The following is a 23,310-nucleotide window of genomic DNA, read 5'->3' as shown; positions in this document are numbered from 1 at the left end:
ACCGGGCCTCGGACACACAAGGAAACCCAACGGCTTGGGGCCCGGCCCGGTTCACCCCGAAACGGCTCGAACGCGCCGGGTGAGTCGCTGCAGTTCCGCCACTGCAATCAGCCCCTGCTGCACCTTCAGCCATCCGTTCTCACGCAACGACCGCCACCCGTGCCGCCGTGCCGCCTCTCGCAGGCGCCCGGCCTTCACGCCCGGTTCGATCAGGTCGGCCAGCTCCTCGTTGAGCACAAAGAACTCGAACAACGCGACGCGGCCGCGATAGCCGCGCTGATGGCACTCCACGCAACCGCGTCCCCGCCAGGCCTGGAGTTCGCTCTCCGGCCGTCCCACCGCCTGGGCCATCTCGGCCCGAAGATCCGCGGGCAGCTCCGCATCCCGCTCCATGCAGTGGCGACAAATCCGCTGCGCCAGGCGCTGGGCAATGCTGGCCACCAGGGACGAGCCCAGCACACTCGGTTCGATGCCCATCTCCAACAGCCTCGTGACCGTGGTCACACTGTCATTGGTGTGAAGAGTGGAAAAGACCAGGTGCCCCGTTTGCGCCGCGCGCACGGCTATCTCCGCCGTTTCCGGATCTCGAATCTCGCCAATGAGGATGACGTCCGGATCGTGTCGCAACACGGCACGCAGGCCGCTCGCAAAGGTCAGACCGATCTCCTCCCGGGTCTGAATCTGGGCCACACCCTCCAGTTGATATTCCACGGGGTTTTCGATGGTGATGATTTTGCGGCCTTCATCGTTGGCCTGTGCGAGCGCCGCGTACAGCGTCGTGGTTTTGCCGCTGCCGGTCGGCCCCGTCAGCAACACCATGCCCTGCGGCAATTCGACCAACTGCCGCATCAAGGCCTCCTGCTCCGGCTCCATCCCCAGTTGGCCGAGATCGAGAAACAGACTCTGCCGACCCAGCACGCGCAGGCAGAGCGCCTCGCCATGGCAGGTGGGCAGCACGGAAACCCGCAGGTCGTATGCCTCGTTGCCGGTCTTCATCGCGATGCGCCCGTCCTGGGGCAGGCGTTTCTCGGCAATGTTCAACCCCGCCATGATTTTGAGGCGCGACACCAATGGGGCGTGCAATTTGCGAAGGCCCGCCGGCACGGGCACGGTTCGCAACACGCCGTCAATGCGGTACCGGAGACGAATCGCATCCGGATACGGCTCGATGTGGATGTCGGTGGCGTCCAGACGCAGTGCCTCCATCAGGATCTGGTCCACCAACCGCGCGATCGAGGCCTGCACCGCCGGATCGTCCTCGGCGGGTTTCACATCGAACACCGTCTCCACGGTGGTGTCCTCCGTCCCTCGTTCGTCGCGCAGTTGCTGAATGGTTTCTGCCCCGAGGCCGAAGTGCCGCCGCAAGGCCGCCTGAATGGCACTGGGCGTGCTCAGAACGAACTCCAGCGGCCGGTGCAGCATCAGCCGCAGGTTGCCCTGCTCCATGGGCATGGGCGGCTCCGACACGGCCACCGTCAACACGTCCCCCTCGCGCCGCAAGGGCAGGAGCCGATAATGGAACACCAGCTTCAGGGGAACTTCCTTGAGGATCTCCGGATCCAGCTCGAGGGCACTGACGTCCACAAACGGCATTTGGTGAAGTTCCGCCAGCGCGCGATACGTGTCCTCCTCGGAGGCGTAGTTCAACTCCACGATCACCCGGTGTTGCGGCAGTCCGGAGCGGGCCTGGCGACGCCGCACCTGTTCGAGCTGCTTTTCCGTCAGAATCCCGCGCTGCCGCAGCAGCTCGCCCACCTCGACGGGACCCGATGTCGCGGAAGGATTCATTCGACCGGCACCTCCACCTCGCGCGTCCCCCGAAACGGTACACTGAGAGCCTGCGTCCCCGCCTGCAACAAGTCCAGACGCAGTCGGTGAATGTTCGTAATCACCACGTCTCCCACCACTCTGGCCCCCGGCGGCAACACGGCCAGACGATCGTTGACCAGGACATAGGCCCGCTGAGTCCCCTCGGCCGTCTCGAAATAACCCTGATAGGTGAGTTGGAACTTTTGCGTTTTCCGCACGGGCGGCGGCGGGGGCGGGGGCGGTCGAAAGAAGGTCGTAACGAACGCCGACATCTCGTTGGTGCCCCGCACGGCTTCCCGCCACCTGACAGGCCCGAAGCGGTCCGGAAAGTCCGGCTCCGCGGGCAGGATCACCGGCAGATTGGTGAGCGAGGTGTCCGCTCGCGGCAGTGCGGGTGGGCCGTCGTCCATGTCTCGCAAGACCAACCAGCCCACCGCCACGGCCGCCGCAAAGACCACGGCCACCAACAGCAGGCTCCTTTGCACAAGACGGTTCATCGCTCCGAGCCGGACCCGGGCTGCGCACAGAAGGCACTGACCACCACGTCCAACCCGGTCAGGTCCGGATTGGCCGACACGTTCTTGAGCAGCACACGGTCCACAAAAAACGCCTGCGTCTTGGAGGAGATGGCGGGCAGGCCGGCACCCTCCCAATCCCCGGGCCGCAACGGCAGACTCCGCAGGAAACGTTCCAGGGCCGGCGCCGTGCCGATCATCTCCAGCCGGAGTCGGAACTGATGGTACACCGGTTCCCCGGACTCGCCGGCCCCGTAGCTGAGGGTGGGCAGTACAGTGAGATTGCTCAGGGCACGAACCTCGCACGCCAGCGCGGTGTCCAGCACCTGCTGCACCGTGGCCAGCAGGGCCCAGTGCAGCGCGGGCGGATGTAACTGCGGATCGTAATCCGGATACCCCTGCCATACCGCCTCGGCCACGATCACTTTGGCCGCCGCAGCACGGCTCCGGAGCTCGGCCATGGTAAGAAAGCGCTGGCGGTCAAACTCGAGCAGTTGGAATTCCTGCCGCAGGCGCTGCTCGGTGCCTTCGTCCCAGGCAACCCGTGCAGACGCCGCTTTACCAGCCTCCTCCAACCAGCGGGCCGCCTGTTGCATCCGACGCACGGCATCCTCCAACACCGCCGCCTGCACACTGCGGGCATGGACATTGGTTTGAACCGCTGCCACCAGCTGCTTCCACGCCTCGGCCACGGGCCGATCCAACTCCCGGGCGCGCACGCTCGCCGGCCGGTATCCCACCCAGTAAAGCAACACCAGGCCGGCTGCCAGAGCGACGGTTACCCACTGCACGCGCCGAATCTTGCGTTCAGAAATCATTCCCCACCACGACCTGGGATCGGGCCGGCCGAGCCCGGGCCGGCCGGCGCCGTGCGGCCGCGTGGCACGGTCCAGAGCGCCGGCCGACGCACCACGTTGGTGCCCCAACGAACCTCCGGTAGTCGCACGGATTGAAACAACCCGCGCCACCCTCCGTCCACCATGTCCACGCCCAACACGAAATGACGGTCCGGAATGATCACCTTCGGATCGACCCATGTCCGCCGCTGCGCCGCCGGCAGCGAATCCACTCTTGCCAGCCGGTTGTCTTTGCGCAAATCGGCGACCAGTTCGGACAGAACCTTCAGCGTCGCGTCCCCCGCCGCCGGAATGCACAACTCGACCACAAAGCTCGGGTTGGCCGGGGGATCCTGCAACCAGGCCTGTACCTGGACGGCCGGGCTGTTGGTGTCGGGTAGCGGGAGCGTACTGCCGCGGGCGTAACTCTCGGCATCCGCCAGCAGGACCGTCCAAAAGTCATGGCGGGCGCGCACCTGCTCCAGCGCCCGCAACGTTTCCAACAAATCCACGGTGCGCTCTTGCTGGTCCAGCAGCGGCCAGTACCGGATGAAGGCGCTGTCCCGCAGCCGCGCGGCCCGTTCCAGTTCCTGCAAACGGGCCAGCGCCGTCTCCGCCTGCTCCAGAAGTTGTTCCTTCTCCGCCACGCGCTGCGTCTTGCGCCACAGGCCCAGGCCCAACAGCAGTCCCACCATCACCAGGAACACTGCCGCCACCGCCAGCAGGGTCGCCACCTGTCGCAGATGCCGGCCATGGGCCCGCAACGCCGGGGGCAACAGTGAGGGCGCCTCCGCGCCCTGGCCGAAAGCGTGCACCGCGGTCCCCACCACGAGCGCCAGATCCGTCATCGGGAGTGGCCCGCCGACCGCGTGGGCCTCGGGCCAGGGCAGGCACGGTCGTCCACTGACCGCGCGCAGCGCCTCCACAAACCCGGGCCAATGTACCGCCCCACCCGAAACATACATTGGAGGGTCGGCCCCCTCCTCCAGTCCCGGGGCCAGGGCTCGTGCCTCTTGCACCGCACGTTGCAACCGCTGCCACCACTCCTGCAGGGCCGCCTGCAATTCCGGCACAACCCGGGGAGCGGCGAAGGCCCCTTCCCGCTCCAGGAACGTCTCGGCCTCCGACGCGCTGCAGCGCCGGACCGCGGCGAAGCGTTCGATCCAGCTCTTGGCCCCGACGATCTCGGCGGCGGCCAGCACCGGGCGTTCGTCCCGTACGCGCACCAGCAGGCTTTGCTCGTACCCCACATCCAGCAGCCACACCTCCGAAGCCGGCCGACCCATCCAGGCCCACGCCTCGGCCAGCGCCCGGGCGGCACTGCTGACATGGCGGACCTCCGTGACAGGCGCAACCGTATCCTCCAGGTGCTGCTGGACATCCGCCAGGCGCGCCACCGTCAGGAAGAAGGGCTGCTGCCAACGCCCCTGCGGGGGCAACGGCACCGCTTCATAGACCCAGGGACCCTGTCCCAGACCGCGGAGACGTGCCGTCTGTTCCTCGATCAGCCGGGGAATGTCCGCCCACCCCGCCGGGGGAGGCACGTCCAACACCTGCGAGAAACTGAGTCGGGGTGGCAATACGACTGCCAGCGGCCATTCTCCCCACCCGTGAATCAGATCCCCGAGGTGTCGCTGCACCTCCTCCGGTTTGACCAGGCCTTCCTCTTCCAGATCCACGATCCGGTGGGCGATCGGCTGGAAGCGTCCCCTCTGCAGTTCCCCCAGCAAGAGCTTGACTCTGCGCCGACCATGATCCACCGCCACCAGACGCTGGCGCCACCCTGGAACGACAAATTGCTGGAACCAGATTGCCACGCCTCCTGCTCAGTCCTCGTAGATCACGTACTCGCCCTTTTCGTTGACGATGGTGGCCGTCACGAAAATCAGCAGGTACCGCGGTTTGTCCACCTCCGTGCGCCGTCGAAAGGCGGCCCCGATGACCGGGATGTTCCCCAGGATGGGCACCGCTTCGACCATCGTCAGCCGTTCCCGCTCCAGCACCCCGCCCATGACGACGGTCTCGCCGGATCGGACCACGACACGGGTGGCCAGTTCCTGCGTCCGATACTCCGGCAGTTTCAGCGTGAATGAGTTGAGCACTTGACGGCTTTGCGCGTCGTAATCGGTCAACGTGGCGAAGGGCACCAACTGCACGTCGGTGTTCACCCGCGGATTGAGGGCCAGGATGATGTGTTTGCCGTCGCCGGCGATGCTGGCCAGCACGTTCAACTCGGCGCCCGCCGTCACCTTGGTGGGCCGGCCGCTGGGCACCCACGAGGAGGCCGTGTAGTACTGGCCCACGGTCTGTTTGACCTGATACTCCTCGTAATAGTACTGGACCTTGCCGTCGGAGATGGTCGCCGGGCGATTGTTCAAGACAGTCAGGCGGGGGGCACTGAGGGTCTGGCTCTCCCCGCTTTGCTCCAGGGCGCTGAGCGTGGCGCTCAGGGCGCGGCGCCCGAGAATGTTGGTGAACACTTCCTGCAGCCCGATCCCCACCGCCGGGACGTTGTTGACCGTGGGGAAACTCTGCAGATTCGCCAGGCCCGTGAAATCCTGGGGGACCCGCACGCCCTGCAGGGCCCGACCCGTCTCCCACAACGCCCCCAGTTGCAGGAAGGCCGGCTTGGAAATGGTCACGAATCTCGCCTCGATCAGCACCTGTTGAATCGGGCGGTCGAACTCCTCGATGATCTTCTCCATGACCTCCAACTCCTCGGGGGTACCGCGGGCCACGATCAGGTTGCGCTCGTAGTCAATGAACCATTTGCTGCCGGTAAACAGGTTGGTAATGGCCTGCTCGATGGAGGGCATCTCGGGCGCCTCGTCATTGACGAACTTCCGGAACTTCTGCGTTTCGGTGACGGTGACCACGTTGTTCGGGGCGCGCGTCTCGGTGCGAATCGCCTCCTCCGAGCCCAGGCGGGCGGGCCGCACAAAGCCCGTCCGCAACCGGTAAAACCGTGTTTCCTCCATCCGTTTCTTGGGATCCTTGGCGTCCGTGACCCAGATCAGCTCCGGGCCCACCTGAAACTGCACTTCGTAGTTTCGCGACACGTACTTGAGAAACTCCGACAGCCGCACCTTCTCCAGATTCACGCTCAAGGTCTGCTTGAGCACCGGCAGCGACTTGTCGGCCACGATGTTGATGCCGGTCGTCTGGCTCAGCTGGATGATCAGGTTCTCCAACGTGACGTTGTCCAGGTGAATGGTCACCTCCTTCTCCAACATCCGCGCCATGGGACCGCGCGCCGCCTCCAGATCGAACATCGGCCCCTTTTCACGCCGCACCACGCCGTAGGTCTCCGGAATCAGCCGGCCGCTCTCGATCTTCTCGATCGTGTCCCGCACATCCTTGCTCGCCGGCAGGCCGCGATCCTTCTGCTCGGTCAGCAAATCCGGAATGGTGGGATTGAACACGGAGTTGGCCGCGTTGATCTCCCGAATCTTGTCCTCCAGGGCCTTTTCCCGCACGGCCTGCTCCTGCTGAACGACCCACGAACGAAGCCGCTGGACGGCCGCATCGTCCGGCGCGCGCGCCAACAGGACCTCCGCCTCCTCCCGCGCCTGTTCCCACCGCCCCCGCCGCGCCAGCTCCAGAATCTGCTCGATCTCCGCGTCGTAACGCGGACTGTACCGAACCTTCTCCCGCGCGGGAGCGTCCCCGCTGGCCGCCGGCGCCCCGGTCATCCCTCGATCGGCCGGGACCTGACGACAACCCAGGGTCAAGGCGGTACCCCCCAAAACGACGAGGAACCAGATGAGAGTGCTCGCGCGTAACATTCCGGCAATCATGGACGCTGGACCGCGGACTGTCATTCAAGCTGCAGGCCTCAGGATGCGTCACGCCCGCGCCGGCTCGCAATCAAAACTCTTGCTCGCTTCCCGTTTTTCTCCGTCCCACTCGCACCCTCCACGACCTCCCGAAAGCCCCGGGCTCCCCGGTAGGCGGGCCCCTCCCCCACCCCACGTTTCGCGGATGAACGCGCGCACGCGCGGCGCCTCTGGTCACCCGCGCTCGAAGCCGGCGGGATGCAGCCGACCCGATTCCCTCGGCCCGCCTCAGTCTCCCCCTCGTGGCCTTGAGGGACTGCGCGGGCCACGTCTTTCCCTCGGAGGAACACAAAAGGCTTTTCGGCAACGGGCCGCGATGGTTGAATCCGGCGCCCGATGAAAGTGTTGGTCATTGGCGGCGGCGGGCGGGAGCACGCCCTCGTTTGGAAACTGGCGCAATCGCCCCACGTTACGGACCTGTACTGCGCCCCGGGCAACGCCGGAATCGCAAGCGAACGCATCCGGCACAACGGCGCACCCGTTCACTGCGTGCCCATCGGCGCCGAGGATCTCCCGACGCTTGTGGCCTGGGCCCGCGAACAACGGCCCGACCTCACGGTGGTGGGACCGGACAATCCCCTGGCCCTGGGCGTGGTGGATCGGTTTCAAGCTGAGGGGCTCCGCGCCTGGGGCCCTACCCGTGTCGCCGCGCAGTTCGAAGCCTCCAAGGTGTTTGCCCAACAGTTCATGGAGCGCTACGGGATCCCGGCCCCTCGAGGCGCCGTTTTCGAAGATCCCCGCGCCGCCTCTCGGTATGCGGCCTCCCTGGGCGGCCGGTGCGCCGTCAAGGCCGACGGCCTGGCCCTGGGCAAGGGGGTCCGGGTCTGCCGCAATCAGGCGGAGGCCGATGCGGCCATTGAAGACTGGATGGTCCGGCGTCTCCTGGGGCCCGCCGGCGCACGGGTCGTCATTCAGGAACTGCTGGAAGGCATCGAGGTGTCCCTCCATGCCCTCTGCGACGGACGCACTGCCCTGCCCTTCCCCACCTCCCAGGATCACAAGCGTCTCAAGGACGGTGACACCGGCCCCAACACCGGGGGCATGGGAACCTACTGCCCCACGCCCTTTCTGGACGAGACGCAGCTGGCGCAGGCCTACGCACAGATCTTGCAGCCATGGCTGAAGGGCTGCCAGGCCGAGGGCATCGATTTCCGCGGACTCCTTTATCCGGGCGTCATGCTCACGGCCAACGGCCCCAGGGTCCTTGAATTCAATGTGCGCTTCGGCGACCCGGAGACCCAGGTGTACCTCACCCGCCTGGAGAACGATTTGTTCGAACTGCTTTGGGCCAGTGCCGAGGGGAGCCTGCCGTCAGCACCCCTGCGCTGGTCCGCCCAAACCAGCGTTTGCATCGTCCTGGCCAGCGCCGGCTATCCCGGGGATTATCGCAAAGGCTGCCCCATCTCCGGCTTGGAAGAGGCGGAACAGATTCCCGGAGTCAAAGTGTTCCACGCCGGAACGGATCGCGTAAACGGCCAATGGGTCACCAAAGGTGGCCGCGTGCTCGGAGTCACCGCGCTGGCTCCCGATCTCCCCGCTGCCCTCCAGAAGGCATACGCCGCCGTCGAACGCATTCACTTTGACGGAATGCAATACCGGCGGGACATCGGCCACCGCGCGCTCCGCTGGCAACGTCCCTGAAGCGGCCGGGCAAATCCAACCGCAGGGCCCTGAACCACGGCGTCCACCCGGGGACCGCAGCTGCGGAGGACCCCGCCTCCGGACCGACCGCGCCGGCGTTTCTCCCGTGGAAGCGCCACCACCGGCCGCCGCCTCAGCCCCTCAGACGTGGTACTCCTGCAGGCTCTTCACGTCGTAACCCCGCTGCTGCAGAGCGGCAATCCCCAACAGGGCCGCCTTCGCTCCGCTCAGCGTCGTCATGATCGGCACCCCGGAATACACCGCCGTGGTGCGAATCTTCACCTGGTCGGCCCGCGGCGTCGGCCCGGCCGGCGTGTTGATGATCAGTTGCAACTCGCCGTTCTTGATCAGGTCCAGCGCATGGGGCCGACCCTCGTTGATCTTGAAGATCTTCCGCACCTTCAACCCCACCGCCTCCAAAACCTGGGCCGTGCGCCCCGTGGACACAATCTCGAAGCCCAGCTCGGCAAACCGTTTGGCAATCGCCGGGATGTGCGGCTTGTCACGATCACTGACGCTGATGAACACGCTGCCCCGCAACGGCAACGGCGCCCCTGCCGCCATCTGGCTCTTGGCATAGGCAATGCCCAGGTTCGCGTCCAACCCCATCACTTCGCCGGTGCTGCGCATTTCCGGCGACAACAAGATGTCCTGCCCCGGAAAGCGGTTGAACGGAAACACCGACTCCTTCACCGCCCAATACTTGGGCCAGATCTCCCGCGTGAACCCAAGCTCCTGCAACGTCCGCCCCACCATCACCTTCGCCGCCAGCTTGGCCAGCGGGACCCCAATGGCCTTGCTCACAAACGGCACCGTCCGCGAAGCCCGGGGATTCACCTCCAGGACGTACACCGTGTCGTCCTTCACCGCGTACTGCACGTTCATCAGACCCGCCACGCGGAGCTCCCGCGCCAGCGCATGGGTGTACTCGCGGATGGTCTGGATCGTGTGATAGGAAAGTGTGTGCGGCGGCAGGACCATGGCCGCATCCCCGGAATGCACGCCGGCATATTCAATGTGCTCGAGAATCCCCCCGATGACCACCGTGCCCCGACCCGGGTCGTCGAACAGCCCCACATCAGCGATGCAGTCCACATCCACCTCGGTGGCGTCCTCCAGGAACTTGTCCACCAACACGGGCCGCTCGGGCGACGCCTCCACCGCAAACCGCATGTAGTGCTGCAGCTCGGCGTCGGAGTACACAATTTGCATCGCCCGACCCCCCAGCACAAAACTCGGCCGGACAAGGATCGGATACCCGAGCCGGCGCGCCACCTCCAGCGCCTCCTGTTCGTTGGTGGCCACCCCGTTCGGCGGCTGGGGGATGTTCAGACGCCGGAGCAACGCGGCAAACAGCTCCCGGTCCTCGGCCATCTCGATGCTCTGCGGCGACGTGCCCAGGATGCGCACCCCGTTCCGCTGCAGGGGCAGCGAAAGATTCAAAGGGGTCTGCCCGCCAAACTGGGCAATGGCCCCGTAGCACCCTTCCCTCTCGTAAATGTGGAGCACATCCTCCAGGGTCAGCGGCTCGAAATAAAGCCGGTCGCTGGTGTCGTAATCCGTCGAGACCGTCTCGGGGTTCGAGTTCACCATGATGGTCTCCAGGCCCTCCTCCTTCAGGGCAAACGCCGCGTGCACGCAGCAGTAGTCGAACTCGATTCCCTGTCCGATGCGGTTCGGCCCCCCGCCCAGAATCATCACCTTGCGCCGGTCCGACGGCCGCACCTCGTCATCGCCGCGGTCGTAGGTGGAATAGTAATAGGGCGTGTAAGCCTCGAACTCGGCCGCGCACGTGTCCACCAGGCGGTAACTGGGCAACAGACCGAGTTCTTTCCGCAAAGCACGAACCTCATCCTCGGTGCGCCCCGTCAGATGCGCAATCTGACGGTCCGAGAATCCCAGTGCCTTCGCTTGAGCCAGCAATTCTGCGTTCACAGATTCCCCTCCACAGGGCCCCCCAGCCTGCCAAGGCCCTGCCGACCTGTCAAACCACGCCCGCCGAGGGTGTTGTTGAAGCCCGGGGCCCGTTCCCGGAAATCATCCCTCCCCCGGGGTTGGACGCGACCCGTGCCGCGTGAGTGGGCACTCAAGCCCGTGGGGACCGGAGCTTCCGAAACCGATGCCGCGCGCGATCAATCCGGCAGATCGCCTGACACTCACAACGCTCGCAGGCCACCTCGCCGCGATACTCATAAGGATCCACCCGCACGTCCCCCTGCCAGATCCGCTCGGCCATGGACCGAACCAACCCTTCAGTTTCCGCCAGGAGCTTCGCGAATTCCGCGGATTCAAGAGCTTGCTCACATCCCTTGTGCAAACGACCGTCCTGGTTCCGCCGCCAGGCAAACTGTTCCCCCTTCGTTTGGCCCGGAACCCCCTCCAACCACTCCAAACAGGCGGCGTCGAACAATCCCTGATGCTGATACGCCTGTCGCAGCGCCGAGGCCTCGTGCCCGGACTCCGCCTCGGCCCGGGTCTTCACCGACTTCGGTCGCGGGCGTAACGGCACATAAAAAGCACCCACCGGCTGCAACCGGTCCACGCCCACACGCCGACGCAGCTCCCGCAGCTCCCGCACCACGCTCAGGTACACCCGCAACTGCAAGTCCACGCCGGACCAGACCAGCGCGGACTCGAAATCCACTCGACCTGTCTTGTAATCCATGACCACCGCCCAGGCCCCCGAACCATCCTCCGTGCGTCGGACGTCCACGCGGTCCAGGCGCCCCGTCACTTCCAGAACCCGATCGTCCGGCCAACTCAGCCGCCACCCCGGCTCCTGATCGTCTCCGAAGCGCCATTCCACCTGCTCCGGCTCGAATTGATAACCCCGTTGCATCCAGTACAGCACCACCCCCAAAAACCGCTCCAGCTCGGCCACCAGACGCTCCGCCAACAACCGCCGCCGCTCGCTCGAACCAAACAAACCCGCCCGATAACTTTGCCGGACCTCCTCGGCCGCTTCGCGCAGCAACCTGCGCGCCTGATCCCATTCCAGGCGCTTCCACCCCTGTCCATGATCACACACGCGACGGTGAAACGCCGCCAGCACCTCGTGCTGAAACGATCCCACTTCCGCTGCGCCCGCCTCGTAAACCTCCCGTTCCCGCGCCAAAAGTCCGCCCCAGACGAAAAACTGAAACGGACAGGCCGCAAACCTTTCCAACTGAGTCACCGAAACCCGCAACTTCGACCCGTACAAACCCGTGGCCACCCCGGGCGCGAGCCACCCCTGCGCAACGTGTCGGGCATGACGCTGAAACGGCGTCACAATCTCCTGCACCTTCTCCGGCAACGCGCGGGCACGCTCCGGATTTGCCACACAGACCCGCACCAGCCACGGCCACAACTCGTGCACATGCACCAACTCCCGGGCGGTCTCCACGGGATTCGGCTCGCGCCCCGCGCCCGGGACCACTTGCACGCCGCCCGGCCCGGCAAACTCCTCCTCCGGCACTGCCGGGAACAACTGCCTCAGCCGCCTGTAAAACGGCGAGGGGTTGAGCACCCGACCTGCGGCGTCCCGACGACACCACGTGACGATCAACTGTTCCCGCGCCCGCGTGCACGCCAGATAGGCGAAATGCTCTTCCAACGCCCGCTGGTCCAGTGGATCCCGGTACAGCCTCAGCCGCTCCCCCGCCACCTCCGCCCACTCAGCCTCCGTCAACAGCGGCCCGCGCGCGGGACGGGCCGGGAACACCCCCTCGTTCCAACCCAGCAGGAACACCAGGCGTGCTTCGGACTGCCGCGACCGATGCACCGCACCCACCAGCACCTGGTCCAAAGCCGGGGGAATCACCCCAACCGTCAACCCTCCCAGACCCGCCTCGACAATCGGCAGCCACTCGGACCATTCCAGGGCTTCTTCGCCGAAGGCCAGCTCCAGATCTTCCAGCCAGGCCTGCATTTGCTCCCAAACCGTCTCGTGCACCGCCCCCCCGGAATCGCCCGGCCATCCACCCGCACTGTTTCCGATCCCGCCCTCCGCGGCCCACTGCTCCAGACGACGCTCAACCCCGAGTCGGTCCCACAGCTCGCGAATGGCCGCAACCAACGCTGCCCCTCGAACGCGGCCGCGCCCCTCCTCCAGGGCAGCATCGAACTGTTTCCACGGCTGCACAAACGCCTCCCACCACTGCTCCTCGCCCGGGCCCCTCGCGGCATACCAGGCCGCAGCAACCTCTCCCAACCACACGTCGCGGCCCTGCCAGCCATTGGCCAGCGCATGGTTTTCGAGCGCATCCAACTTCCCTTCCGGCGCCGGCAACAAACCGCTCTTTATCACCGCAAACCAGTCCCCTGACCTCCAGTTCCGCCCCACCAGTCGGAGGGCACTCCGGGTCAAAACCACCAGCGGATGATGCGCCACCGACTCGCGCCGGTCCCAGTAATGAGGAATCTCGTACTCGGCAAAGACCCGCCGCAGCGGCGCGTGCGCCACCTCCAGGTCCCGCACCAGCACCAGCACGTCTCGAAACCGCCCGCCGGCTCGCACGAACTTCCAGATCTCCCGCGCCACAAACGCGGCTTCCGCCAATGGGGTCTCACATGCCACCAAGCGCACCGCCGGACGCGCGCCCCCCGCTTGCCCGACAACCACAGCCCCGAGGGAGTTCCCGCCTCCCCTGGCCCATGCCCGCTCCAACTCGAACAACTCGGGACGTGCGTCGAATCGACCGGATACGTTCCGGGGCGGCAACCTTTCCGCTTCAAGGGCCACGCCTGCAATCCGCTGCAAGGCCTCTTCAAAATGCTTTTTGAATTCCCCCACCACCCACCACGGCGACAACCGTTCCGGTCCCGAGGCGCCCTCGGGGTCCAGGCAAAACGTCACCGTCAGGCAGCGACAATGCCGGGCCAGTTCCGCAAGCAACGCAATCTCCTGCGGCGCCAGCTCCGCAAATCCGTCCACCCAAACGCCCTCGATCCACGGCTCCCCCGACCGCTCCCTCAACATCGCGGTAACCCGCTCCCCCAACGTCTGCACATCCACCAGACCGTGCTGCTCCAACCACGCTTCGTAAGCCCGGGTCAGCAACGCGAGATCGTGAAGTTTCCCCGCCAGACGCTCCGACGACACCTCTCGTGCCAGCTCCTCCAGACGGGCCGACGCGATCCGGTGCCGCTTGCACTCCACCCACGCCTCGCTCAGCTCCCGAGCAAATCCCGCCCATCGCGCACTGGCATGGAAGACCTTCAGCTGACCCCGCAATCGCCCCAGGAGGGCTCGAAACGCCATCACCCGTCCCTCGGCGGAAAGACACCGCAGCAACGGTCGTTCAAATGCTTCCCACAGCCAGAAGCAGAGTCGTTCGAAGGACACCACCTGCAACCGCGTATACCCGCACAGGGTCGGCTCGCTCAACAGCTGGCGCTCCAACTGAAACGTCATCTGCCGCGGTGCCACCAGAATCAACGGCGGTCCCTCCGGCGCGCTCCGCAACGCCTCCCGAATCTCGGCCAGACAGCGGTGGGTCTTGCCGCTGCCCGCCGGCCCCAACCACATTCGCACCCGCATGGCCCCAAAAGTGGACTCGCTGCCAGGGCCGTTGCCAAGTCAAACCCTGACCCCTCTCGGGCTGCCGCAGCACCTGCGGCTCAGTTCTCGCCCCCGGGTCTCTTGGAGCCCAGCCGGGAAGGGATCTTTCGGGCAAGGTCGACCGCACCCGCACCAGCAGGCTCCGGAACGAAATCCCATCCGCAAGAAGCGCCCCTCGAGCAATCGACCCGCAAGGGTCCGGTTCCAAACGCCATCCTCTGTCAGCGGCCTCCCACGCCGCTTCCCCGCACTGGGGCGCATTCCCCCGGGCCCGAGGCGGAGAAAGATCCGGTTCGCGCAACGAGAGCGTGCCCGCGCGTCGCCCTGGCCGACCCCACGAATGCCCACAGCCCTCCGGGCTCCGCGACCGACGTCCCGCTCGTGGAAGCGGCCGACTCAGGTGCCGGCGGCTGGTGCCGCCGCGGGGGCGGGCATGAGGACCTGTTCCAGTGCCGCCAGCAACTGCTCGGCGGTAAACGGCTTGTCCAGGTTGACGCGGGCACCTGCAGCCCGCGCCTCGGCCACCCGACCTTCCTCGCCCAACCCCGTGATGCTGATGGCGGGCAACCCGGGGGCAACCCGCTGCAACGCTCGTAACAATGCCGGCCCATCCATCCGGGGCATCATCAGATCCGTGATGACCGCGTGGATCTGATCCCGCCGTCCCTCCAGGATCGCCAGCGCCTCCTGTCCGTCCGCAGCCAGGACCGGTTCGTACCCGTGCGTGCGCAGGAGTGCGGCGGTGATCTGCCGCACCGCCGGTTCGTCATCCGCAACGAGGATTTTTTGGCCCTGACCCCGACGCGCCGCAGGCTTGGGCCTCAAACTCGTGTCCCCGCCCTGTTCATGCGGCAGTGCCGGCAAATGCACCGAAAAGGTGCTGCCCCGGCCGACCTGCGATTCCACCAGCACAAACCCACCATGCGCCTCCACAATGCCCAGCACCGTGGCCAACCCCAGACCCGTCCCCTGTCCCACCGGCTTGGTCGTAAAGAACGGATCGAAAATCTTGTCCAACAACTCCGCCGGGATCCCCACTCCCGTGTCCTGAACCGACATCACCACGTACGGTCCCGCCTTCGCCCTGGGATGCACCCGTTCCGGATCGGCCTCAATGGTCTGGTTGTCCAGGCGCAGGGTCAACGTCCCCCCCTGCGGCATGGCGTCGCGTGCGTTGACGCAAAGATTCAACAACACCTGCTGCAACTGCGTCGGATCCCCGCGCACCAGCCAGGGCTGCCGCGTCATGCGCACCTGCACCTGAATCGACCGGGGAAACGTCTCCGTAATGATCCGCTCGACCTCCCGGACCAGGTGTTTCAACTGGAGCAGCACCCGCGTGCCCTCCACCCCGCGGGCAAACGTGAGCACCTGTCGAATGATCCCCGCCCCGCGCTGCGCACACGTCTCCAGCGTCTGCAAACACGTTCGCGCCGCCTCGCTGCGCACCTCGTCCTTGAGGTACTGGACCGCCATCAGGATCGGCGACAGCACATTGTTCAAATCATGCGCCAGTCCGCTGGCCAGCGTGCCAATGCTCTCCAGCCGCTGGCTCCGCAGCAGATGGGTCTCGAGCTGTTTCTTCTCGGTGATGTCCGTGCTGACGATCAGAATCGCGCGCGGAAACCCGTCGCTGCGCCGGATCAACGTCCAGCGACTTTGCACCGCCAGCTCCCGACCCGACCGGTGCCGGTGCCGCATCTCCCCGTTCCATTCGCCGCGGTCCTGTACCGCCTCGACCGCCTCGGCCACCTGCACCTCGTCCGTCATGAAGCCCAACTCGTGCGTGGTCCGACCCTGGACTTCCGCGGCCGACCAGCCGTACAGCTCCGCCGCGCCTTCGTTCCAGTAGAGAATCCGATCGCAAAAATCCCGCACCAAAACCGCGTCCCGTGTCACCTCCAACAGGGCGGCCTGCGAACGAATCCGCATCTCCGCCTGTTTGCGCTCCGTAATGTCTTCCAGACAAAGGAGCACGCGATCCAATCCGTTGACGCGAATCCGCTCCGTGGAAACGAGCAGCGTGGCCTCCACCGGCCGACCCTCGCGAAGGAGCGTCTTTTGGACCTGCCGTTTCTCCCACCGCCGCCCCTCGCGAAAGGCCTCCACCAGGGCCTGCCGCAGCTCGCAAGGGGGACAATCCGGAGAAGTCCCGCACTCGTACCCGCGCCGGGCACACGCCTCGCACCGCAGAAAGGCGCCCAGCTGCAGGCCGGGCAGCTCCTCCGCCGGCCGCTGCGCATACTCGGCCGCCGCACGGTTGGCCCGTACCATGCGCAGTTGCGGATCGAACACACACATGATCCCCGGGGCCTGATCGTACACGGCCTGCAGTTCGGCTTCGCGACGCCGCATGCCCTCCCGCGCCTGCCACCGGTCGAGCAACATCGCCAGATAGTCCCCCAGCTGCTCGGCCAGCTCGCGCTCTTCCTCCGCCACCGGTCGCCGTTGTCGATCCGCGAATCCCAACACCCCCAGCAGGTGGGAACCAACCCGCAACGGTACCCCCAGATAGGTTTGAATGCCCCACTGACGGACCAGCGGCGCCGCCTGCGCGGACCATTCGCCCACATCCAACGCCACCACGGTCTCGCCGGCCAGCAGCACCCGCCCGGCCAGATCCACATCCACCGGGATCTCCAGCGGCACGGGCAGCCCGGAGAAATCCAGCCCCCATGCGCCCCGATACACCATCAGCCCCTGATCGGCGTCGTAGGTCGCCAGCGTCACAATCGGGAATCCCGACAGCCGCGCCACCTCCCGGGTCACCCAGTCGAAGGGAGGTTCCACCCCCTCGCCCGCCAGGACCTCTTCGGCCAACCGATGATACAGGGCCAACTGCCGACTCCGCCGATCCAGCTCCTCCTGAATCCCCCGGACCCGATTCAAATCCACGAACCACCAACACTGGCAATCGGAATGCTCGGGCCGTCTGGACCAGCCGGCCAACAACAGCACCGACCGCCCTTCGTCCGTCCCGTTGCGAAGGCGCGTCTCCACCCGCGCAAACGTGGCGCCCGCCTGCCGCGCCTCGGCCAGCCGATCGCTCACCCGCGACCACTCTGTCGCCGACGGAAACAGTTCCGCTGCTGAACGACCCCGCCAGGTGTCCACCGCCGAGCCCAACAATTGCGCCAGCGCCGGGCTGACCTCCATCAACCGGTCCCCTTGCACCAGCGCATGACCCACCATCCATGCCTCGGCTCGCAACATCGGCCCTCCCGTGCCCTCCCACAAAGCCGGCCCGGCCCCGCCGTCGCCGGCAGGCTCCTGCGCCGTCTCGAACCGCGCTGGACTCATCCGTCCCACCTCCGTCCGGACTCTCCTCTCCTCGGGCGCCTTCGCGGCCCACCCCATTTGCGATCCCGGAACCTCGGGTCCGCCCGCGGGTCACTCTCGACTTCGCCATCCGCAGGCGGTCGGCCCGGGGCAGCTCGACCGATCAGGGACACGGCAATCTCCCCACGGGGCTCCCCCAAACGCTCACGGGCCAAACACCCCCGGTCGGGCCGCGTGCCCAACGACTCCGTAGATGGATCGGCAGAACCCGGTCCCGACTTTAGTCCACAAACCGGGCCACCCGGTCGGGACGGACCCGTCCCGTCGCCCCCTTCAGGGCAGGTAAAACATCAGTTCCAGTTCCCCCTCCACGGGCGCATGATCCGGATGCACCTCCATCAGATCCGCCATGAAGTCCCACCACCTCCGCATCACCGGATGAGTCCGCAGCCGGGCCGGATCATGTCCCGGTGCCAGCTTCTGCACCGCAAACAGCGTGCCCGTGGACCGATCCAGGAAGATCGCGTAATCGGAGATGCCCGACTCCCGGAGCAGAGCCGCCAACTCCGGCCAGAGCGCCTCGTGCCGACGGCGATACTCCGCCTCGCAGCCGGGCTTCAATCTCATGGTAAAACCGCGCAACTTCATGCCCTCCTTTACCGCGGAAGCCGCGGGGGCCCAAGCGCAAACCCGGCCTTGCGCGCCGGCGGCGTCGCCGAACGCCGCGTTTGGGCCGACACGCCAAAAGACGGGCAACGTTTGCCAAAGCACGGAAAGCCCCGGCCGGACAAAGCACGTTGTTTTTCAGTGATGAGATATCGGAATGTTGCTTCAATGCAACAGCAGTTTGTCGAATGACAGGAGCCCGCATGCAGATCCAGCGCACGATCAAATACGACGCCGACCGCGTTCGCGGATTCGCGGAGGAAATCATGAGCCTGGCCGGATGCGATCGGCTCAAGAGCTGTATCCAGTGCGGTACCTGCTCGGGCACCTGTCCCCTCAGCATCTACATGGACTATACGCCGCGACAGGTCATGGCCCTCGTGCGGGCCGACTTCAAACACGAGGTCCTGCGCAGCCACACCATCTGGTTGTGCGCCTCCTGCTACGCTTGCACGGTCGATTGCCCGCGGGAAATCCGCATCACCGACATCATGTACGCGCTGAAACAACGGGCCATCCAGGAGGGCATCTATCCGCGCCGGTTCCCCATCCCCGTTCTGGCACGCGAATTCTCCGCGATGGCACGGCGGATGGGGCGCATCACCGAAACCCTCCTGGTGCTCCGACTGTTCCTCAAATCGGACTGGCGCGCGCTCCTTCGCTCCTGGCGCATGGGGCTGGGCCTGCTGCGCACCGGCCGCTTCAGCCTCAAACCGGAACGGATCCAGCGACGAGAGGAACTGGCCGCCATGCTCAGTGCGGTCAACGGCCAATCCGTCTCGCCGCCCGCAAACAGGGAGGACGCATGAAATACCTGTATTTCCCCGGTTGTTCCCTGAAAGGTTTGGGCCGCGCCTACGAGGAATCTCTGCTGCCCGTGCTGCGGCACCTGGGCGTGGAACTGCAGGAGCTCGAGGACTGGAACTGCTGTGGCGCCACCGCCTACATGTCCGTGGATGAGATGCAGGCCGCCGTGCTGGCGTCCCGCAACCTCGCGCTGGCCGAGCGGGCCGGCTCGCAGGATTTGCTGGCCCCCTGCAGCGCCTGCTACCTGGTCCTCAACAAGGTCCAGCACAACCTCGCCGACTTCCCCGATGTGCGCGCCACCGTTCAATCAGCCCTGCAACGCGCGCACCTCGGCTACACGGGCCGAACGCGGGTGCGGCACCCACTGGACATCCTGCTCCATGACATCGGTCTGGACGTGATTCGCGAAAAGGTCGTGCGACCTCTGCGCGGTCTGAAGGTGGCCCCCTATTACGGTTGTCAGATCGTCCGTCCCTACGCCACGTTTGACGATGCATTCCAGCCGACAACCATGGACCGACTCCTGACCACCCTGGGCGCCGAGGTGGTGCCGTATCCGCTGAAAACCAAGTGCTGCGGCGGCAGTCTGACCGGCACCGTCCCGGAGGCGGGGCTCCGCCTTTCCTACATCCTCATGAAAGAGGCCCTGCGCCGCGGCGCCGACGTGATCGCCACCGTCTGTCCGCTCTGCCATTTCAACCTGGACGCCTACCACGACGAGATCGAGCGCCGCTGGGGGCCGGTCCGAATTCCGACCGTATACTTCACGCAGCTGATGGGCCTGGCCTTCGGCTTCGCCCCCGGCGAACTGGGCCTGCATCGGAATCTGGTGCCCTTCGACAAGCTCCCGCAGGCCGCGCCCACCGCCGCAACCGGGACGACGCCATGAAACCCAAGCCCCACGTCGAATCGCCCCGCATCGGATTCTACGTCTGCCACTGCGGCAGCAACATCGCCAGCCGTGTGGATTGCGCCGAGGTGGCCCGGTTTGCCTCCCGGTTGCCAGGGGTGGTCATCGCCCGGGACTACAAATACATGTGCTCCGACCCGGGCCAGGAGCTGATCCAACAGGACATTCGCGACCACCGGCTCGATCGCGTGGTGGTTGCCTCCTGCTCGCCCCTCTTGCACGAGCACACCTTCCGCAAGGCGGTCGCCCGGGCGGGGCTGAATCCCTACTGCTTCCAAATGGTCAACATCCGGGAGCACGCCTCCTGGGTGCACGACGATCCCCAGGCCGCCACGGCCAAGGCGCGCGCCCTTGCCCGGGCTGCCATCGAACGGGTCCGCCACCATCGGGCCCTGCAGCCCGTGCGGGTGCCCATCGGTGCCGAGGCCCTGGTCATCGGGGGCGGCATCGCCGGCATCCATGCGGCCCTGACCCTTGCGGAAGCCGGGAAACGTGTGATCCTGGTGGAGCGCCAGCCCAGCATCGGGGGCCACATGGCCTTTCTGGACAAAACCTTCCCCACGCTCGACTGCGCCGCCTGCATCCTTACGCCGAAAATGTCCGCCGTTCGGTCCCATCCCAACATCACCCTCTGGACCTACAGCGAGGTCGTCAAAGTGGAGGGATTCGTCGGCAACTTCACCGTCACCGTCCGCCGAAAACCGCGGTACGTGAACGAGGAACTCTGCGTGGGCTGCAGGGAGTGCGTGGACGCCTGCGTCTTCAAGGAACCGAAGTTCCCCGACGAGTTCAACCTGGGCCTCAGCCGGCGCAAACCCATTTACCTGCCCTTCCCCCAGGCCACGCCACAGGTCGTCCTCATCGACCCGGACCGCTGTCTCAATCTCAAAACGGGCAAGTGCAAGAAAACCTGCGTCGAAGCCTGCGACCGCAACGCCATCGACTTCGATCAACAGCCCGAGCTGAAGGAGGTCCAGGTCGGCACCATCCTCGTGGCCACTGGCTTCAAACTGTTCGATCCCTCGCGCATCCCCCAGTACGGTTACGGCCGCTACCCGAACGTCTTCACCACTTTGGAAGTCGAACGTCTGGTCAACAGCAGCGGCCCCACCGCCGGAGAAATCCGGCTGCGCGACGGTCGCATCCCCCGCTCCGTCGGCATCATCCTGTGCGTCGGTTCCCGGGATCACCGCACCAACCCCTGGTGTTCCCGCACCTGCTGTATGCACTCCATGAAACTGGCCCTGCTGATCCGGGAACACACGGGCGCCGACGTGACCATTTTCTACATGGACATTCGGGCCGCGGGCAAAGGGTACGAGGAGTTTTACGACAAATGCCTGCGCGAAGGCATCCAGTTCGTGCGCGGCCGCGTGGCCGAGGTCACCGACTGGGCCATGACCCCCGAGGAAGAAGGCAAGCTCGTCATCCGGGTTGAAGACACCCTGGCCGGGTTCGTGCGCCGCATTCCCCTGGACATGGTGGTCCTGGCCGTGGGCAAGGAACCGCAACCGGATGCCCAGGAACTGCGGCGGCTCCTCAACCTGAGCTGTAGCAGCGAAGGTTGGTTCCTTGAACGCCATCCCAAGCTGGCGCCCGTGAGCACGTTCACCGACGGCATCTTTCTGGCCGGATGCTGCCAGGGACCCAAGGACATTCCGGACACCGTCGCCCAGGCCGGTGCGGCCGCCGCGGAAGCCCTGGCCCTCATGGATCGCGGCTACGTCGAGCAGGAACCCAACACCGCCTACATCGAGGAGGCCGATTGCAGCGGCTGCAAATCCTGCCTGCCCCTTTGTCCCTACTCGGCCATTCGGTTCGATGAAACGCGCGGCAAGGCCCGCATCGAAGCCGCCCTCTGCAAAGGTTGCGGCACCTGTGTGGCGGCCTGCCCGTCCGGGTCCATCCGACAAAACCTGTTCGAGGACGAACAAATCTTCGCCGAGATCGAAGGAGTGTTGAGCCATGCCTGAGACCCCTTGGGAACCCCGCATCGTCGCCTTCTTCTGCAACTGGTGCACATACACCGCCGCCGACCTGGCCGGCGTCTCCCGTCTCAAGTACGCGCCCAATGTGCGGGTCATCCGACTGATGTGCTCCGGCCGCGTGGACCCCCAGTTCATTCTGGAAGCCCTGGCCAGGGGGGCCGACGGCGTCCTCATCGGCGGCTGTCATCCGGGCGATTGCCACTACGCCGAGGGCAACTACAAAACCCTCCGCCGCATGCGCATGCTCCGCCGCATGCTCGCCGCCTTGGGCATCGAACCCGAGCGCGTCCGACTCGAATGGATCGCCGCTTCCGAAGGCGACAAGCTCCGGCAGGTCGTCAATGACATGGTCGCGCGCATCCGTGCGCTGGGGCCCCTGAACCTGCCGACCCGCTTCGCCGAATGGGATCGGGAACTCGAACACCCCTTGCCCACGCCGGAAAGCCCGGCGTCGTTGGACGTCTCCACCCCCTCTCCCGTGCGTGAGAACGCCCATGTCTAAACCCAAACTCGCCATTTACTGGTGCGCCTCCTGCGGCGGCTGCGAAGAAGCCGTCGTGGACCTGGCCGAAGATGTTCTCGCCCTGCTCGAAGCCGTGGACCTGGCCTTCTGGCCCTGCGCCACGGATTTCAAACGGGCCGATGTAGAGGCACTGCCCGACCAATCCCTGTTCGCCACGCTCGTCAACGGTGCCATCCGCACCAGCGAACAGGAAGAGATGGTCCGCCTGCTCCGCCGGAAAAGCCGGCTCCTGGTCGCCTACGGCGCCTGCGCCCACCTCGGCGGCATCCCCGGCCTGGCCAACCAGTTCAGTCGCGAGGAAATCCTCCGGTATTATTACGAGGAAGGCCCCTCCACGGTGAACCCCGACAAGGTTCGACCGCAACCCCGCTGCACGCACGAGGGCCGACCGCTGACCCTGCCCCGGCTCCATCACGTCGTGCGCGCCCTCGACCAGGTCGTGCCGGTGGACTATTACATCCCGGGTTGCCCGCCCACCCCCAGGATCACTCAAAACGCCCTGAAGACCCTCTTGTCAGACACGCCCCCGCCCCGCGGAACCGTATTGGCGCCGGACATCGCCCTGTGCGATGAATGCCCCCGCAAGGCCAGCAAACCCCTGCAGCTCAGCTTCACCGGATTTCAACGCCCGCAACATGTCGCAGCCGATCCCAACCTGTGCCTCCTGGCACAGGGACTGGTCTGCCTCGGCCCGGCCACCCGCGCCGGCTGCGGCGCGCTTTGTCCCCAGGGCAACATGCCCTGCAGCGGCTGCTTCGGGCCCACCTCGCGTGTCCGTGACCAGGGCGCCAAAATGCTCTCCAGCCTCTGCGCCAACCTCGCCCCCAAGACGGAAGAGGAAATCGAACCCGTGCTGGACACCATCCCGGATCCCATCGGAACCTTCTACCGTTACAGCCTGCCGCACAGCCTGCTGCGGCGAAAGGTCAACCTGCCGGTGACGACCAACGGAGATTGA

General features: G+C 65.9%; 14 protein-coding genes and 1 pseudogene. 6 read left to right on the top strand and 9 right to left on the bottom strand.

Translation table 11 applies throughout. The features are described from left to right. Positions 1–51 precede the first annotated feature (51 nt). Genes ACPDIT_RS14530 through ACPDIT_RS14510 form a run of 5 tightly spaced genes read right to left on the bottom strand, consistent with a single transcriptional unit; the run spans position 52 to position 6,945 of the window. On the bottom strand, positions 52–1,788 hold the full coding sequence (locus ACPDIT_RS14530; RefSeq protein WP_423444689.1) for a GspE/PulE family protein: 1,737 nt from the start codon (positions 1,786–1,788) through the stop codon (positions 52–54). Further along, positions 1,785–2,294 carry a hypothetical protein gene (locus ACPDIT_RS14525; protein ID WP_423444687.1) on the bottom strand — a complete coding sequence of 170 codons (510 nt, stop codon included), beginning with the start codon at positions 2,292–2,294 and terminating at the stop codon, positions 1,785–1,787. Before ACPDIT_RS14525 ends, ACPDIT_RS14530 begins: the two co-directional genes overlap by 4 nt. A gap of 8 nt (positions 2,295–2,302) precedes the next feature. After that, positions 2,303–3,142: a hypothetical protein gene (locus ACPDIT_RS14520; protein WP_423444685.1), complete on the bottom strand. Its 840-nt coding sequence runs from the start codon at positions 3,140–3,142 to the stop codon at positions 2,303–2,305. Continuing rightward, a complete protein-coding gene (locus ACPDIT_RS14515) occupies positions 3,139–4,977 on the bottom strand; it encodes a hypothetical protein (protein ID WP_423444683.1) in 1,839 nt (612 codons plus the stop codon). Before ACPDIT_RS14515 ends, ACPDIT_RS14520 begins: the two co-directional genes overlap by 4 nt. A 9-nt stretch (positions 4,978–4,986) precedes the next feature. Continuing rightward, positions 4,987–6,945 (bottom strand): type II secretion system protein GspD, encoded by a 1,959-nt coding sequence (locus ACPDIT_RS14510; protein ID WP_423444681.1) that lies wholly within the window; start codon positions 6,943–6,945, stop codon positions 4,987–4,989. A 387-nt stretch (positions 6,946–7,332) separates the two neighbouring features. Here ACPDIT_RS14510 and purD point away from each other — a divergent pair, with 387 nt between their 5' ends. After that, positions 7,333–8,637: a phosphoribosylamine--glycine ligase gene (gene purD / locus ACPDIT_RS14505; RefSeq protein ID WP_423444679.1), complete on the top strand. Its 1,305-nt coding sequence runs from the start codon at positions 7,333–7,335 to the stop codon at positions 8,635–8,637. Positions 8,638–8,778: 141 nt separating this feature from the next. On the opposite strand, the pseudogene carB reads toward purD, so the two are convergent. From carB to ACPDIT_RS14485, 4 genes and pseudogenes are all read right to left on the bottom strand, one after another. After that, positions 8,779–10,572: pseudogene (carB, locus tag ACPDIT_RS14500) on the bottom strand (carbamoyl-phosphate synthase large subunit); the annotation flags it as partial. A gap of 151 nt (positions 10,573–10,723) precedes the next feature. Beyond that, positions 10,724–14,158, bottom strand: coding sequence for a PD-(D/E)XK nuclease family protein (locus ACPDIT_RS14495; RefSeq protein ID WP_423444677.1), 3,435 nt, complete (start codon positions 14,156–14,158; stop codon positions 10,724–10,726). Between the two features lie 417 nt (positions 14,159–14,575). Further along, entirely contained in the window at positions 14,576–17,479 is a 2,904-nt protein-coding gene (locus ACPDIT_RS14490) for a PAS domain S-box protein (protein ID WP_423444675.1), read from the bottom strand. Between the two features lie 312 nt (positions 17,480–17,791). Next, complete coding sequence (locus ACPDIT_RS14485) at positions 17,792–18,106, bottom strand: L-rhamnose mutarotase (RefSeq protein ID WP_423444673.1); 315 nt, start codon at positions 18,104–18,106, stop codon at positions 17,792–17,794. Between the two features lie 221 nt (positions 18,107–18,327). Here ACPDIT_RS14485 and ACPDIT_RS14480 point away from each other — a divergent pair, with 221 nt between their 5' ends. From ACPDIT_RS14480 to ACPDIT_RS14460, 5 genes are read left to right on the top strand one after another with little or no spacing between them, the layout of a single operon-like run. Further along, positions 18,328–18,933, top strand: a complete 606-nt coding sequence (locus tag ACPDIT_RS14480; protein WP_423444671.1) for a 4Fe-4S dicluster domain-containing protein — start codon at positions 18,328–18,330, stop codon at positions 18,931–18,933. After that, a complete protein-coding gene (locus ACPDIT_RS14475) occupies positions 18,930–19,820 on the top strand; it encodes a CoB--CoM heterodisulfide reductase iron-sulfur subunit B family protein (RefSeq protein WP_423444669.1) in 891 nt (296 codons plus the stop codon). Before ACPDIT_RS14480 ends, ACPDIT_RS14475 begins: the two co-directional genes overlap by 4 nt. Beyond that, a complete protein-coding gene (locus ACPDIT_RS14470) occupies positions 19,817–21,814 on the top strand; it encodes an FAD-dependent oxidoreductase (RefSeq protein ID WP_423444667.1) in 1,998 nt (665 codons plus the stop codon). Before ACPDIT_RS14475 ends, ACPDIT_RS14470 begins: the two co-directional genes overlap by 4 nt. Beyond that, entirely contained in the window at positions 21,807–22,331 is a 525-nt protein-coding gene (locus tag ACPDIT_RS14465; protein ID WP_423444665.1) for a hydrogenase iron-sulfur subunit, read from the top strand. The genes ACPDIT_RS14470 and ACPDIT_RS14465 overlap by 8 nt, the downstream gene beginning before the upstream one ends. Then, on the top strand, positions 22,324–23,310 hold the full coding sequence (locus ACPDIT_RS14460) for an oxidoreductase (RefSeq protein WP_423444663.1): 987 nt from the start codon (positions 22,324–22,326) through the stop codon (positions 23,308–23,310). Before ACPDIT_RS14465 ends, ACPDIT_RS14460 begins: the two co-directional genes overlap by 8 nt.

Source organism: Limisphaera sp. VF-2, from assembly GCF_049537125.1.
Lineage (GTDB): Bacteria > Verrucomicrobiota > Verrucomicrobiia > Limisphaerales > Limisphaeraceae > Limisphaera.
The sequence above is the reverse complement of the archived record's forward strand: the minus strand, read 5'-3'. Positions and strand labels throughout refer to the sequence as shown.

Coding starts and splice junctions, on each gene's coding strand:
- ACPDIT_RS14530 (WP_423444689.1), bottom strand. CDS start 1,788: ATGAATCCTTCCGCGACATCGGGTCCCGTCGAGGTGGGCGAGCTGCTG.
- ACPDIT_RS14520 (WP_423444685.1), bottom strand. CDS start 3,142: ATGATTTCTGAACGCAAGATTCGGCGCGTGCAGTGGGTAACCGTCGCT.
- ACPDIT_RS14510 (WP_423444681.1), bottom strand. CDS start 6,945: ATGTTACGCGCGAGCACTCTCATCTGGTTCCTCGTCGTTTTGGGGGGT.
- purD (WP_423444679.1), top strand. CDS start 7,333: ATGAAAGTGTTGGTCATTGGCGGCGGCGGGCGGGAGCACGCCCTCGTT.
- ACPDIT_RS14495 (WP_423444677.1), bottom strand. CDS start 14,158: ATGCGGGTGCGAATGTGGTTGGGGCCGGCGGGCAGCGGCAAGACCCAC.
- ACPDIT_RS14490 (WP_423444675.1), bottom strand. CDS start 17,479: ATGAGTCCAGCGCGGTTCGAGACGGCGCAGGAGCCTGCCGGCGACGGC.
- ACPDIT_RS14485 (WP_423444673.1), bottom strand. CDS start 18,106: ATGAAGTTGCGCGGTTTTACCATGAGATTGAAGCCCGGCTGCGAGGCG.
- ACPDIT_RS14480 (WP_423444671.1), top strand. CDS start 18,328: ATGCAGATCCAGCGCACGATCAAATACGACGCCGACCGCGTTCGCGGA.
- ACPDIT_RS14475 (WP_423444669.1), top strand. CDS start 18,930: ATGAAATACCTGTATTTCCCCGGTTGTTCCCTGAAAGGTTTGGGCCGC.
- ACPDIT_RS14470 (WP_423444667.1), top strand. CDS start 19,817: ATGAAACCCAAGCCCCACGTCGAATCGCCCCGCATCGGATTCTACGTC.
- ACPDIT_RS14465 (WP_423444665.1), top strand. CDS start 21,807: ATGCCTGAGACCCCTTGGGAACCCCGCATCGTCGCCTTCTTCTGCAAC.
- ACPDIT_RS14460 (WP_423444663.1), top strand. CDS start 22,324: ATGTCTAAACCCAAACTCGCCATTTACTGGTGCGCCTCCTGCGGCGGC.